11 protein-coding genes are annotated in these 13827 nt (G+C 52.6%); 3 read left to right on the forward strand and 8 right to left on the reverse strand.

The annotated features are described in order from the left end of the window. Window positions 1–319: 319 nt before the first annotated feature. The 5 genes from R9X49_RS11905 to glyA form a co-directional block, all read right to left on the reverse strand. Window positions 320–1447, reverse strand: a complete 1128-nt coding sequence (locus tag R9X49_RS11905) for an ABC transporter substrate-binding protein (protein ID WP_319848533.1) — start codon at window positions 1445–1447, stop codon at window positions 320–322. A gap of 118 nt (window positions 1448–1565) precedes the next feature. Beyond that, entirely contained in the window at window positions 1566–2639 is a 1074-nt protein-coding gene (locus R9X49_RS11910; protein WP_319848534.1) for a nickel/cobalt transporter, read from the reverse strand. Next, entirely contained in the window at window positions 2630–3289 is a 660-nt protein-coding gene (locus R9X49_RS11915) for a DUF1007 family protein (protein WP_413775881.1), read from the reverse strand. The genes R9X49_RS11910 and R9X49_RS11915 overlap by 10 nt, the downstream gene beginning before the upstream one ends. A gap of 43 nt (window positions 3290–3332) precedes the next feature. Further along, window positions 3333–4493, reverse strand: coding sequence for a 3-phenylpropionate MFS transporter (locus tag R9X49_RS11920; RefSeq protein ID WP_319848536.1), 1161 nt, complete (start codon window positions 4491–4493; stop codon window positions 3333–3335). Between the two features lie 277 nt (window positions 4494–4770). Continuing rightward, window positions 4771–6024, reverse strand: a complete 1254-nt coding sequence (gene glyA / locus R9X49_RS11925; protein WP_319848537.1) for a serine hydroxymethyltransferase — start codon at window positions 6022–6024, stop codon at window positions 4771–4773. 360 nt (window positions 6025–6384) lie between these two features. Between glyA and hmpA the strand changes: the two genes are divergently transcribed. The 3 genes from hmpA (at window position 6385) to pemA (ending at window position 10930) form a co-directional block, all read left to right on the forward strand. Then, window positions 6385–7575, forward strand: a complete 1191-nt coding sequence (hmpA, locus tag R9X49_RS11930; RefSeq protein ID WP_319848538.1) for an NO-inducible flavohemoprotein — start codon at window positions 6385–6387, stop codon at window positions 7573–7575. A 494-nt stretch (window positions 7576–8069) separates the two neighbouring features. Then, the gene (gene paeY, locus R9X49_RS11935) at window positions 8070–9728 is read left to right on the forward strand and encodes a pectin acetylesterase PaeY (protein ID WP_319848539.1); all 1659 of its coding nucleotides are present in this window, start codon (window positions 8070–8072) and stop codon (window positions 9726–9728) included. A gap of 95 nt (window positions 9729–9823) precedes the next feature. Beyond that, the gene (gene pemA, locus R9X49_RS11940) at window positions 9824–10930 is read left to right on the forward strand and encodes a pectinesterase PemA (protein WP_319848540.1); all 1107 of its coding nucleotides are present in this window, start codon (window positions 9824–9826) and stop codon (window positions 10928–10930) included. An 80-nt stretch (window positions 10931–11010) separates the two neighbouring features. Here the strand turns inward: pemA and glnB are convergent, their stop codons facing one another. The 3 genes from glnB to qseG form a co-directional block, all read right to left on the reverse strand. Further along, entirely contained in the window at window positions 11011–11349 is a 339-nt protein-coding gene (glnB, locus tag R9X49_RS11945; protein WP_005970202.1) for a nitrogen regulatory protein P-II, read from the reverse strand. Window positions 11350–11653: 304 nt separating this feature from the next. Then, on the reverse strand, window positions 11654–12991 hold the full coding sequence (glrR, locus tag R9X49_RS11950) for a two-component system response regulator GlrR (protein ID WP_319848541.1): 1338 nt from the start codon (window positions 12989–12991) through the stop codon (window positions 11654–11656). Continuing rightward, window positions 12988–13824: a two-component system QseEF-associated lipoprotein QseG gene (qseG, locus tag R9X49_RS11955; RefSeq protein WP_319848542.1), complete on the reverse strand. Its 837-nt coding sequence runs from the start codon at window positions 13822–13824 to the stop codon at window positions 12988–12990. The genes glrR and qseG overlap by 4 nt, the downstream gene beginning before the upstream one ends. Window positions 13825–13827 lie beyond the last annotated feature (3 nt).

Below are 13827 nucleotides of genomic sequence, written 5' to 3' on the forward strand. Positions count from 1 at the left end.
GATAGCATTGATCGCCAAAACCATTTAATAATCTCAAATCAATAATCAACAACTATCAAAACAAGATAATCGATCGTCAAAAACATCTGACGATCCTGTAACCAAATAAATGAGAAGGGAAACGTTTGCTTTACGCTCTCATAGAACAAAGAATGCGGGGAATCGATGAGGGGCTGAACCAGCGAAAAAGGCATAAAAAAAGCACTGAACGATGAGATTCAGTGCTTTTTTATTATCTGACCAGTTATCTGATAGGCCCTAAATAATTCGCGTTTCAGGTGCTAACGCACACGCAACTTGAAGTATGACGGATATCGCGTTATTTCTTCGCTGGCAGCGTGACCCAGTAGCCTGGCTGATACGGCAGCGGCAGGAACTTCTCATGGAAGGTACGGAACGTCGCGTCAGGATCGATATCCTTAAACAGCTCCGGGTGCATCCATTTTGCTAATACCTGAATCGCCACAAACTGATACGGGCTGTCATAGAACTGATGCCAGATTGCATGGGCATTACCATCAGTTGCTACTGGCAGCGTTTTAAATGCTGAACGCTCCATCAGTTTTTGCAGACGTTGCAGCGCTTCTTTCTGATCGGCTCCTGGCCCAACGCCAACCCAGCCATTCGCCGTGTTGTAGTTTTTCCAGTTCGCTCCGGTCACCACCACGACATCCGGGCGAGAGCTGATAATCTGCTCAGGGTTCAGCGTGCCAAACGTGCCGGGGATGATGTTCTTGGCAATGTTGTCACCGCCAGCGGCCTCAACCATACGGCCAAAGTTCTCATCACCGAATGACATGCAGCACTCTTCATCATAGCCGCCCGCGCGGTCGATCATCACTTTCGGGCGTGGACCCTGATAGTTCTTCAACCGATCGGTGACCAGCTCAATCTGCTCACGGCGGAATTTAATAATCTCTTCCGCACGCTGTGGTTTACCAACCAATTGGCCCATGATGTGAATGCTTTTCTCAGCGTTCTCAAACGGCTTCTCGCGGAAATCGATAAACACGACCGGAATACCCAGCGAATTGAGTTTCTCAATTAACTTGCCTTCATCCGTCGCCGCTTTTGACTCCAGATTCATCAACACCAAATCCGGTTTCAGCGTCAGCGCCTGCTCGACGTTGAAGGTGCCGTCTTTCGCTCCGCCGAAGGTTGGCAGCTTTTTGATTTCCGGGTATTGTTTTTCATAAGCCATATAGCCGTCGTAATCCGCTTTTGGCAGATCGTCACGCCAGCCAACCACGCGCTGGAACGGAGCCTCGGTATCAAAGGCAGCCAGCAGATAAATCTGTCGACCTTCCCCTAAAATAATCCGCTTCACTTCGGATTTAATTTCTACCTTCCTGCCACTAACGTCTTCAATAACAATCGGGTTAGCGCTGGCGACAGCGCTCGCACTCAGCCCCAACAAAACAACGACTGAGAACAGCCATTTCTTCATTATTATTCCCTTCTGCGATTATGGTTATAAATGATAATAGTTATCATTACTGAAATGATATCCTGCCGTGATTATCGGAAGCAATGGGTTTTTAGCGCGACGTTAATAAAAGGTAAAATTAGCCGGAGAATGGCCGAATACCGCCCATCATCGCGGGCTGTGCGCTGAGGTAAAGCAGGACGCCGGAGCCAACCAAAATCAGCCCGCCGGCAAATGCCAGAAGAGAAAACGTCGCACGCTGCCATACGGGCGATGCCCGATTTGCCCCTAAACGCTCCACGACGCGACGGCAGTAAAAAACCAACACGGCCAGCGCCGAGATCGTGATCGCCGTTCCGGCAGCCATCACCAGCGCAGAAGCGACGCCCCACAGATAGACGCCGATCACTTTAGAGAAAAGCAGCACCAGGATAGCGCCTGAACAGGGGCGCATTCCCATCGCCAGCACAATCATCAGACGCGTACGCCAGCTGCTATCGCGCTCAAGTTCCTCATTGCTCGGGAGATGGCGGTGCCCGCAACCACAGTCGGTATCGTGCTGGTGCAAAGAAGGGAGCGGTGCAGACACCGGGCGAAGCATCATACGTCTATTAGTTGGTACGTTAAGCTGGGTGACACGCAAAATAGTCGCGGGTTTAGGCTGCTGTACGAGGACGGTATACAGCTGTTTCAATGCGCGGAAACAGAGCAAAAGCCCCAGCCCCGCCACCAGCACGAAGCTCCCTTTTTCCATCCAGAAACTGCTGTTGTGCAACGTTCGGCTGGATAGCTGCAAGATCCCTAATACCACCGTCACCAGCGCTACCGCCATCAGTCCTTGAACCAGCGACGCCGCAAGCGTCAACTTCAGGCTGCTTTTCAGCTTCGATGGATGTGTCGCCAGATAGGTCATGATGACCACTTTACCGTGCCCCGGCCCGACGGCATGAAGCACGCCATAGACCAGACTGAACATCATCAGACTCAGCCCTGCCTGATGCGGCTGCTGTTCCACCATTTGCAACAGGTGCGACATTTGCTGATGCAGCGATTTCTGCCAGATCGCGCTTTGCAGCACGATTTGCGGCCAGTACCCCACGATGTAATGCAGCGCCGAGGCCAGCAGCACCAAAAACAGCCACAGCGGCCACAGATCGCGCAGCCGACTCAACAGCGGACGCCGGCGCGGCAGCGAACCGAGGTTCACTGACATTGCAACGTCACCCGCTGTGCAAACTGTTTACCCAGCTCCATATCTTCATCCGGCGCATCATTCTTATCCAGCGACAGCGCATAGGATTGCAGTCCAGCGTTAGGTTCCGGCGTGACGAGCGTGGTTTTACAGCGCGAGGCTAGCTCAGGTGCAAGTTTCACAGCCTTATCATTTTTATACGACATATCAACAAAATAAGTAGGATCGTAGGTAGAAATCAGTAAAGGCTTTCCGGCTAGCGGCTGTGGATGCGCCAGCGGTAATACAAACTCCAGTACCGCCTGATTGCCTTTGCGGGAAAGGTGATACTCGGTTGGCAGCAGCGTATATTTCACGGGCTGACCATCACGATAGATATCGGTGAAATAGTGCTGCCCCCAGACATTAGCCATGACTTCCGCCGCCAGTTTTTTCCAGATTTCAGAATCCGTTTTCGCCTTTCCTGCGTCATACAGCAAATCGGCCGACGTGATGGGATCCATCGTCCATTGCATACGTAAACCGGTGATGTTGTCGTTCTGGCTCTCAACTGTCGTCTGCATATCAATAAAACTGTGTGGGTGAGCGAAAACGGGTTGGCCGAATGCCAAGCCTGTCATCAGCAACGTTATCCGTCCGCACCTGCGTTTCAAAGCGTTATAATGTAACATTATTTTTACCACACTACGTTATCTTGACAGTAGATACTACTTTTTAGACCTTTTCGACCACAGCACGGTGGCTGACGGAAGGCCGAATAAACAGTGCTGGCACCGCCAGCAGCGCCATCACCCAGAACGTACCGCCCTGTAAATGTTCAAACAGGAAACCGGATACCATCGTCATCACCGCGATGCTTCCCCCCATTGCCAACGCGGAATACACTGCCTGTAGCCGCAGGATGTCACCACCGGAACGCGCTGCGATAAAGCGCATGGCGGCCAGATGGCACACGGTGAACGTGCCACAGTGCAATATCTGTATCACAATCAGCCACGGCAGAGCCACCGTCGCGCCCATTAGCCCCCAGCGCACCACGCCACACACGGCTGAGAGCAACAGAAGCTGTCTGGCGCTCCAGCGCCGAAACAGACGTTGGCTGAAGGTAAAGATGACAATTTCCGCGACCACGCCTAATGACCAGAGATAGCCGATAATCGAGGCGGAATAGCCCGAATCCTGCCAATAAATGACGCTGAAACCATAGTACGCCGCGTGTGCACCTTGCAGCAGCGACACGCAAAGCAGGAAACGCCATACTGCGGGTTCGGTCAGCAAGGCTTTCCACGGCGTCACGCTAACCGACTGCGTTGTCGACGTTGCCGCTTGCGGCATTACGCTAGGGCGAAGCAGCATGCCTAACAGCATGACGGCCAGCCCCGCGCTGAGAATTGCCAAAATCGCGGGGTGTCCCCAGATAGCGACCAGTTCGCCTGTCGCCGCAGAAGCAATGACAAACGCGATCGAGCCCCAAACCCGGACCTTGCCGTAATCCATCACGACCTGCCGCTGCCAGGTCGCGGCTAATGCATCGGTCAGCGGCACCAGTGGCGCGAAAAACAGGTTAAACCCAATCATCACGATCATCAGCCACAGCCAGGCATTCCCCAGCCAGAAACCAACGGCCAGCGCCAGTGACAGCAACGCCAGCCCACGTAATACCGTAATCAGTTTGGACGGATCTTTCACGCTGGGCGTGATGACCAGACTGCCGACGAAACGCGCCACCAGACCCGCCCCCAGCAGCATCCCGATTGACTCGGCGGACAGCCCCTCGCCTTTCAGCCATCCCCCCCAAAATGGCAGGAAAACGCCATAGCAAAAAAAGTAGGTGAAATAGCTTAGCGCCAGCCAGCGCGTCGATTGCAAAACCATGATGTCTCCCTTTCGATGACGAACTCTCCTAGCTTCGGCTCTTTTTTGCTGGCTACTCTGTCAGAGTGCATGCGGCGGCGCAACGCGTTATTCGCAATGAAATGCGAACAACGATGTCGGCCCGATCGACAGGCATAAAAAATTTCCGGGAGAAATTTTCAACGTCGCTTGCGACGGCCCGCAGGGTGGTGGCCAGGGATGGCCGCCATAAAAAACGCCAGCACACAGGCTGGCGTTTAGGAAGTGTTCCGACAGTGATGTCAGAGAAAATGCCGAATTATGCGTAAACCGGGAAGCGGGCGCAGATATCCAGAACTTTCTGTTTCACGCGCTCAATGGTCGCTTCGTCGTTGATGTTATCCAACACATCACAGATCCAGCCAGCCAGTTCACGCACTTCCGCTTCTTTAAAGCCGCGACGGGTTGCCGCTGGCGTACCGATACGGATACCGGAAGTCACAAACGGGCTCTTCGGATCGTTAGGCACGCTGTTTTTGTTTACGGTGATATTCGCGCGACCCAGTGCAGCATCAGCGTCTTTACCGGTCAGGTTTTTGCTAACCAGATCCAGCAGGAACAAGTGGTTGCTGGTTCCACCAGAAACGACGTTGAAACCACGTGACAGGAAGACTTCAACCATCGCTTTGGCGTTTTTCGCAACCTGCTGCTGATAAACCTTAAATTCAGGCTCCATGGCTTCTTTCAGCGCAACCGCTTTACCCGCGATAACGTGCATCAACGGACCACCCTGGCCACCAGGGAAAACAGCAGAGTTCAGCTTTTTGTACAGCTCTTCGTCGCCGCCTTTCGCTAGAATCAGACCACCGCGTGGGCCAGCCAGCGTTTTGTGCGTCGTCGTGGTCACGATATGAGCATGAGGAACCGGGTTAGGGTAAACATCAGCGGCAATCAGACCTGCAACGTGCGCCATATCGACAAACAGGTAAGCGCCGATGCTGTCAGCAATTTCACGCATCTTCGCCCAATCAACCACGCCAGAGTAGGCAGAGAAACCGCCGACGATCATTTTTGGCTTGTGCGTACGCGCCAGTTCCGCCATTTCGTCGTAGTCAATTTTGCCGCTTTCATCGATACCGTAAGGAATAACGTTATACAGTTTGCCCGACAGGTTAACCGGAGAACCGTGCGTCAGGTGACCACCGTGCGCCAGGTTCATACCCAGAATGGTGTCGCCCGGCTGCAGCAGCGCGGTGTAAACGGCAAAGTTAGCCTGAGAACCGGAGTGCGGCTGCACGTTGGCATAATCTGCACCGAACAGCGCTTTCGCACGATCGATCGCCAACTGCTCAACGACGTCAACATACTCACAGCCGCCGTAGTAACGTTTGCCCGGATAACCTTCAGCATACTTGTTCGTCAGCTGAGACCCTTGAGCCTGCATAACGCGTGGGCTGGTGTAGTTTTCTGATGCAATCAGTTCAATGTGCTCTTCCTGACGCACCACTTCTTGCTCCATTGCTTGCCACAGGTCGGCATCATAATCGGCAATGTTCATTTCACGCTTTAACATCCGGATCTCCTGACTCAGCTAACATAAATATACTGGGAATTAATGGCCCATTTGGGAATTGGGCTACCCTTTTGGGGAATGACGTATAGTGTAAACCGTTTTTCCCTAATGAAGATAGGTCTTGACAGAGGTTTTTACGCAAACGATTAGCTACAGGCAGCACAAGGCTTCAGCAAATATGAGCCGCATGGTGGTCAACGGATTTTTCTTCATTCTCAACCTGCTATTTCTTCATGTTATTCCCTTTGGTTCGCCCTAAGAACCCCTACCACCAAAAAGGTAATTTACAGCAATGGTCAAACCCAATAAGATGCATATAAAATACAACTTATAAGTCATGCCAATAAATAAGGAGTCACCATGCTGGATAACCACACTATCGCCATTGTTAAATCAACCATTCCTCTGCTGGCGGAAACCGGCCCGAAACTGACCGCACACTTCTACGATCGCATGTTTACGCATAACCCTGAGCTCAAAGATATTTTTAACATGAGTAACCAGCGCAATGGCGATCAGCGAGAAGCGTTGTTCAATGCCATCTGTGCTTATGCGACGAATATTGAAAATCTGGCCGCGCTGCTGCCTGCGGTTGAGCGTATCGCCCAGAAGCACGCCAGCTTTAACATTCAGGCCGATCAGTATCAGATCGTGGGTAATCACTTATTGGCAACGCTGGATGAAATGTTTAGCCCAGGGCAGGACGTGCTGGACGCCTGGGGTAAAGCCTATGGCGTGCTGGCGAATGTCTTCATTCAGCGCGAAGGCGATATCTACCGCAACACCGAAGCGAAAAACGGCGGCTGGAGCGGTGTACGACCTTTCCGTATTGTGAACAAGCAGCCACAAAGTGCCGTGATTACCAGCTTCACGTTGGAACCCACCGACGGCCAGCCGATTGCTGATTTTCAACCGGGCCAATATCTGGCGGTTTACATCAAGCATGACAGTTTTGCCAATCAGGAGATTCGCCAATACTCTCTGACTCACGCACCAAATGGAAAATCCTACCGGATTGCGGTGAAACGTGAAGCACAGGGCACCGTTTCCGGCTATCTGCATGATACCGCACGCGAAGGCGACATCATTCATCTGGCAGCTCCGCACGGTGATTTCTTCCTTGATATCCCCGCCTCCACACCGGTGGCCCTGATTTCCGGCGGCGTGGGGCAAACCCCTATGCTGGGCATGCTGCATACGCTCAAACAGCAAGATCATCAGGCAAAGGTGTTATGGCTGCATGCGGCAGAAAACGGCACGGCGCATGCGTTTGCGGATGAAATCAAACAAGCGGGACAGTCACTGCCGCAGTTCCAGCACCACATCTGGTATCGAGAACCGCAGCAGGCCGATCGTCCGGGCGAAGATTATCACCACAGCGGACTGATGCAGTTGGCCTCGCTAAAAGATGAATTAACCACGCCAGATATGCACTATTACCTGTGCGGCCCTGTGGTTTTCATGCAGTTTATCGCACAGCAACTGCTGGCCATGGGTATCCCGGCTGAACAGCTACATTACGAATGTTTTGGTCCGCATAAAGTTGTCTAACCCTCATTGATAACGGATCAACCCCAAAGGCTGCTTTTGCGGCCTTTTTTCATCTTTAAGAAAATCCCCTTCCCAGAAACACTTTATCGATCACACTTTTATGCGCTGATACACGAGCGCTCCGCTAAAAAAGAGGTGGGTCACAAAAAACAAGACATTATTAAAATAACATTTCATTTTTAATGAATAGTTATTTCACCAAAAGGACCTGTGTTTATAGCCTAAATAATTCGAGTTGCAAGAAGGCGGCAAGCGAGGGAGTCCCGATGAGCTTACTCAGGTAAGTGATTCGGGTGAGCGCACGCAGCTAACGCACGTGCAACGTGAAGAATGACGGATATAGGCATCGCCCTTGAGTCGGCTTGGGTGCACAATAAAGCCCCGACGTTTTCTCTAAAGGCCGTTACAAGAACGATAAAAAACAGCGACCTTCCTTTGATAACGCTTGGGTTCATTAACCGTTTTCGATTAACCAACAAGGGATATGTCTGACCATGGCAAAACGTTTTTCAGAAAGTGTAGCTTTAGCTCTGATACTTTCCGCCCCTTTCACACTGGTACATGCTAAAACTCCCGCCGCGGAACACCCGACAACCGCCCCGGACAGCGTTAAATTACTGTCGGGTTCGACGCTGGGTGAGAAAACCGGTTTATCCGGCAATGTCACCGTACGGGATATCCACCTGCCTGCCAGCATTATTATCAGAGACCAGCAAGGCCAGAAGCGGCAGACACAGACTGACGATCAAGGAAAATACCACCTCGATGTCTCTGGCCTCACACCGCCATTACGCCTTTTAGCCATCGAATCCGGCGGCAATAACTGCCTGCTGAATAATATTTCCCGTGCCATTTGCCTGTCTGCTGTCGCCCCGTCATTGCATGACGGTAAAGAAAATATCGCCAATATCAACCCGCTGACTGACCGCATTACCTCCGATATCGCGGTAGCGGCAGGTTACATTGGTCCACAGCAGCTCACGGACGACACGGCATCACCAAAACTGGATGCCGCTGCATGGAAAAAAGCCTACGCCGATTTTCATGCGGGCTTTAATGACGCGTTAAAACAGGTGGGCATCAGCGCGCCTACACGTTTCGATCCCCTGACCTACCCCGCCGCTCAGCAGGAGGCGGTCACCAAAATCGTCAATGTCATTAACCATAACCGCAACTATCACAACAATACGGGCTACTCCGGCCATACGGTGCTGACCGATAGCGCATTCCACCCCATTGTCGGCCTGAACGATAAAGGCGACTATGAACCGCTGGATTATCGCTCTGCCCGCCAAAATCTGGATGCGATCCAGAAAGCGCAAACCCGTGTTTTCATCGTCGGCGACTCAACCGCGGCGACCTATGAAAAGGGGCGTTTCCCGCGCATGGGATGGGGGCAGGTTTTTGAACAACAGTTCAGCAAAAACAGCGGCGTAAAAGTCGTCAATGGCGCACGTTCGGGCCGTAGCTCACGCGACTATTTCTACGAAGGCTGGTTCCGCCAGATGCAGCCACTGATGAAGGAAGGCGATTTCCTGTTTATCCAAATGGGACACAACGATCAAAACTGCAACGGTGAGAAAGCGGTGCGCGGTCCGGCTGATGTCGCTAACCTCTGTACTTACCCGAACGATGCCGCAGGGAAAAAACAGGCCCCGCAGGGCAAAGCCGATATGTCATTCCAGACGTCGCTGGAACGCTACATCACTTTTGCCCGCCAGCATAAACTCACGCCAGTTCTGCTTACCCCAACCACCCGCGTGAAAACGGCTGAAGGTAAAGAGGGCACACCTGCTGTGCACAGCCACTTCACCAAGCAAAACTCGCAGAACGGCTACGCTTTCATCGGCGATTACAGCCAGACCATCAAGAATACGGCAGCCGATAACAAGGTGATTTTACTGGACGTTGAGCCGGCCACTATCGCGCTGGCGAATCAGGGCAACAGCGATCACTGGAAACAGTACTGGCTGGTGATCGATCCCAAGCAATACCCTTTTTATCGCGATCAGGCGGGTAGCCTGAGCAAACCGGATACCACCCATTTTCAGAAAAAAGGCGCTATCGCCGTGGCAGGAATTGTCGCCGACGCCATTCGGCAAGAACCTGCGCTAGCGTCGCTGGCGGAAAAAACGGTCAGCAAACATAAGTAGTCATCAGTCAGGCAAAACGATAAGACAGAACCGCGCGCGGCGTTACATCGCCGCGCGTTACAAACCTTTCCCTTACCGATTACAGGACTCTGGACATGATAAAAACCTCAAACCTCTGCAAAACGCTGACCTTAGCCATGTTGATTTCCTCACCCTGGTCGTTAGCACAGGCAGCCGACTATAATGCACTGGTTTCCAGCAACGCAGGGGACGCTAAAGCCTACAAGACCATCACGGAAGCCATCGCCAGCGCCCCGGCAGACAGCTCACCATTTGTTATCTATGTGAAAAATGGCGTGTACCACGAGCGCCTGACCATTACGCGCCCTAACATTCATCTACAGGGCGAAAGCCGTGACGGTACCGTAATCACCGCGAACACCGCCGCCGGGATGCTCAAACCCGATGGCAGCAAATGGGGAACCTATGGCAGTAACACGGTGAAAGTCGATGCGCCCGATTTCAGCGCCCGTTCTCTGACCATCAGCAATGATTTCGATTACCCGGCCAATCAGGCTAAAGCCAACGATGACCCCACCAAGTTAAAAGACTCGCAGGCCGTTGCGCTGCTGGTTGCTGAAAATAGCGATCGGGCGTGGTTCCATGATGTCAGTCTGACGGGCTATCAGGACACGTTATATGTAAAAGGTGGGCGCAGCTTCTTCTCGCAATGCCGTATCAGCGGCACCGTTGATTTCATCTTTGGCAACGGCACTGCACTGTTTGACGATTGCGACATCGTCGCGCGTAACCGTACCGACGTGAAAGATCAGCCGATTGGCTACCTCACCGCCCCCAGCACCGACATTAAGCAAAAATATGGTTTGGTCATTATCAATAGTCGAGTGACCAAAGAGAAAGACGTTCCGGCGAAAAGCTATGGATTGGGTCGCCCGTGGCACCCAACAACCACCTTTGAGGATGGCCGCTATGCCGATCCTAACGCGATCGGCCAGACCGTCTTCCTGAACACCAGCATGGACGACCACATCTATGGCTGGGACAAAATGTCCGGCAAAGATAAACAAGGTGAGAAAATCTGGTTCCACCCGCAGGACTCACGCTTTTTCGAGTACAAATCCAGCGGTAAAGGAGCAGAGAAAAACGATCAGCGCCGTCAGTTAAGCGATGCGGAAGCAGCAGAATACACCGCAGACAAGGTGTTGGCTGGCTGGGTTCCTACCGCGCCTAAAGGGAAGTAGAAGTAGAAGTAGACGTAAATGTGACGAAGCCAGCCCTCATCAGGCTGGCTTCTAAAACGGAACAACGCGAGGCGAGACGATTAAATCGCTTCCTCGTCCTCTTCGCCGGTACGAATACGGACAACGCGCGCCACATCAAAGACAAAGATTTTGCCGTCGCCGATTTTACCCGTCTGTGCAGTCTGCGTGATAGTTTCTACACAGGTATCGACGATATCATCGGACACGACAATTTCGATTTTTACTTTTGGCAGAAAATCGACCATGTATTCTGCGCCGCGATACAGCTCGGTGTGGCCTTTCTGACGACCAAAACCTTTAACTTCCGTTACCGTCATCCCTGTGATGCCCACTTCAGCTAACGCTTCACGCACATCGTCCAGTTTGAACGGCTTAATAATCGCATCAATTTTCTTCATGGAGGAACCTTTGTGTTATCTATGTTGCGGCCAAAGCCGAGCATCAGCGAGTGAACAGCATGTCAGAACTCAGGCGTACAATCTATACCAGTCATACTTCAAGCTGCTTGTGCGTTGGCCGCCCTTACTCACCCCAGTCACTTACCTGAGTAAGCTCCTGGGGATTCGCTCGGTTGCCGCGTTACAAGGCCATAAATGGGCCTCGCCCTAGCGGGCCAACGCTTTGCGTTGTTCAAAACGATAATGTTTTGTCACGCAACTCGAATTATTTAGGGTATATAGGCGTGCTGCCCGCTCTCTAACGCTAATCTTTAAAATCGTTGGCATCCAGCTCATGGCGGCCCAACAGTTTATAAAATTCCGTTCGGTTACGCCCGGCCATTCGCGCAGCCTGCGTCACGTTGCCTTTTGCGATCTGTAATAACTTTCGCAGATAGTTAAGTTCAAACTGATGGCGTGCTTCAACAAACGTTGGCAGCGCCGTGTTCTCCCCTTCCAGCGCCTGTTCAACCAACGCATCGCTGATGACCGGTGCGCTGGTGAGCGCCACACACTGTTCAATGACATTCACCAGTTGACGCACGTTACCCGGCCAGCTTGCCGTCATCAAGCGCTTCATCGCATCGGTTGAGAAGGTGCGCACAAAAGGCTTGTGGCGATTGGCGGATTCACGCAGCAGGTGATTTGCCAGCAGTGGGATATCCTCGGCACGTTCATGCAGCGCGGGCAGCTTCATATTCACCACGTTGAGTCGATAATACAGATCTTCGCGGAATTCGTTTTTCGCCATCGCCTTAGGCAAGTCCCGGTGCGTGGCGGAAATAATCCGCACGTCGATGTCCAGATCGCGGTTGCTACCCAGCGGGCGGACTTTTCGCTCCTGCAGAACGCGTAGCAGTTTAACCTGTAAAGACAGCGGCATATCGCCGATTTCGTCTAAAAACAGCGTACCACCTTCCGCCGCCTGAAAAAGCCCCTCACGACTGCTCACCGCGCCGGTAAAAGCGCCTTTTGCATGACCGAACAACTCAGATTCCAGCAACGGTTCCGGCAGCGCGCCGCAGTTAATGGCAATAAACGCCTTCTTCGCACGCGGGCTGGCCGCATGAATGGCCTGAGCCAGCACCTCTTTCCCGGTTCCGCTCTGACCATTAATCAACACGCTGACGTCCGACTGTGCGACCATTCTGGCCTGTTCCAGCAGTCGTAACATAATCGGGCTGCGCGTCACGATGGTTTCACGCCAGCTTTCATCGCCCGCCGGCGCAGACAGCGCCAGTGCTTCATCTATCGCTTTGTAGAGCGCATCACGGTCAACAGGCTTCGTCAGGAAGCTAAATACCCCCTGCTGCGTGGCAGCGACGGCATCGGGAATCGAACCGTGAGCGGTTAAAATGATCACCGGCATCCCCGGCTGATAGCGCTGAATTTCGGAAAACAGCGCCATGCCATCCATCTCGTCCATACGAAGATCGCTGATCACCAAATCGAACGTCTCACGCGTTAACAGCCGCAGCGCCTCCTGGCCGCTCTCCGCCGTCATCACGCTAAATCCTTCGCTGGTCAGGCGCATGCCCAATAGCTTCAGCAGACTGGGGTCATCATCCACGAGCAATAAATTCGCCGTTTTTCGGGCTGTCATTGTCTTGTTGACTCCTTCTTCGTCGTCGGTTTGTCCGTATGCGATTCCATCGGCGGCGTATAGGTGTCATCCGCATCCACTGGTTCACTTCTGGATTTCGTTGCCGAATTACGCGAACCGTCTCTATTTATCCCCGCACCGCCACGGCGATCGGTATCGTTATCCGGCATTTCTCCCGACAGTTGCTTACGCGACGACAGCTGACGTTCAATATCCGTCAGGTTTTCCAGTTTTTGCGTGGTCGTTTCTAACTGGTATTGCAGGTGATTTTGCTGAACGCGCAGGGCGTCTAGCTGTTTGTCGCTGGATTCCTGTAAACGCTTATAGCGCAGGCGTTCGTCCGATAGCGCCAAAAACAGCGTTTGCCTGTCACGCCAGGTTTGCATCAGCGGACGCAGCGCCGCAGGGAAAGCCAGACGGTATAAATTGATTTGTTCCAGCACCTGACGCCGTTCGACCTGAGTAATACCGGCGTTATCCAGCAGAATGCCCTGCTTAAACGCGCTATCCCAACTATCCCCTGCAACCTGTCCGGCTTCCTCACGGGCCTGGAATTGCGTCAAACGCCCGGCACAGTCCATCGCCCGCAACCAGTAAAGGGCGTTATTCATGGATTCACGATCGTCTATCTGCCACAGGTGCTCACATTGCGCGATACGGAAATCCGCAACCTGCTCTTTTGGCGGGGTCGCTTCTGTTTCCAGCAGCGCAATGCCATTGTTCACATGGCTATTACACGCCGCTAAAACGAGTGGCGACGACATGAGCGTCGCCTTCAAAAGACGGGAAAATACGCTATTCGTAAGCCATCCCTTCATAAACCATGCATTCATTAT

The sequence above is a fragment of the Pectobacterium carotovorum genome (genome assembly GCF_033898505.1).
Classification (GTDB): Bacteria; Pseudomonadota; Gammaproteobacteria; order Enterobacterales; family Enterobacteriaceae; genus Pectobacterium; species Pectobacterium carotovorum_J.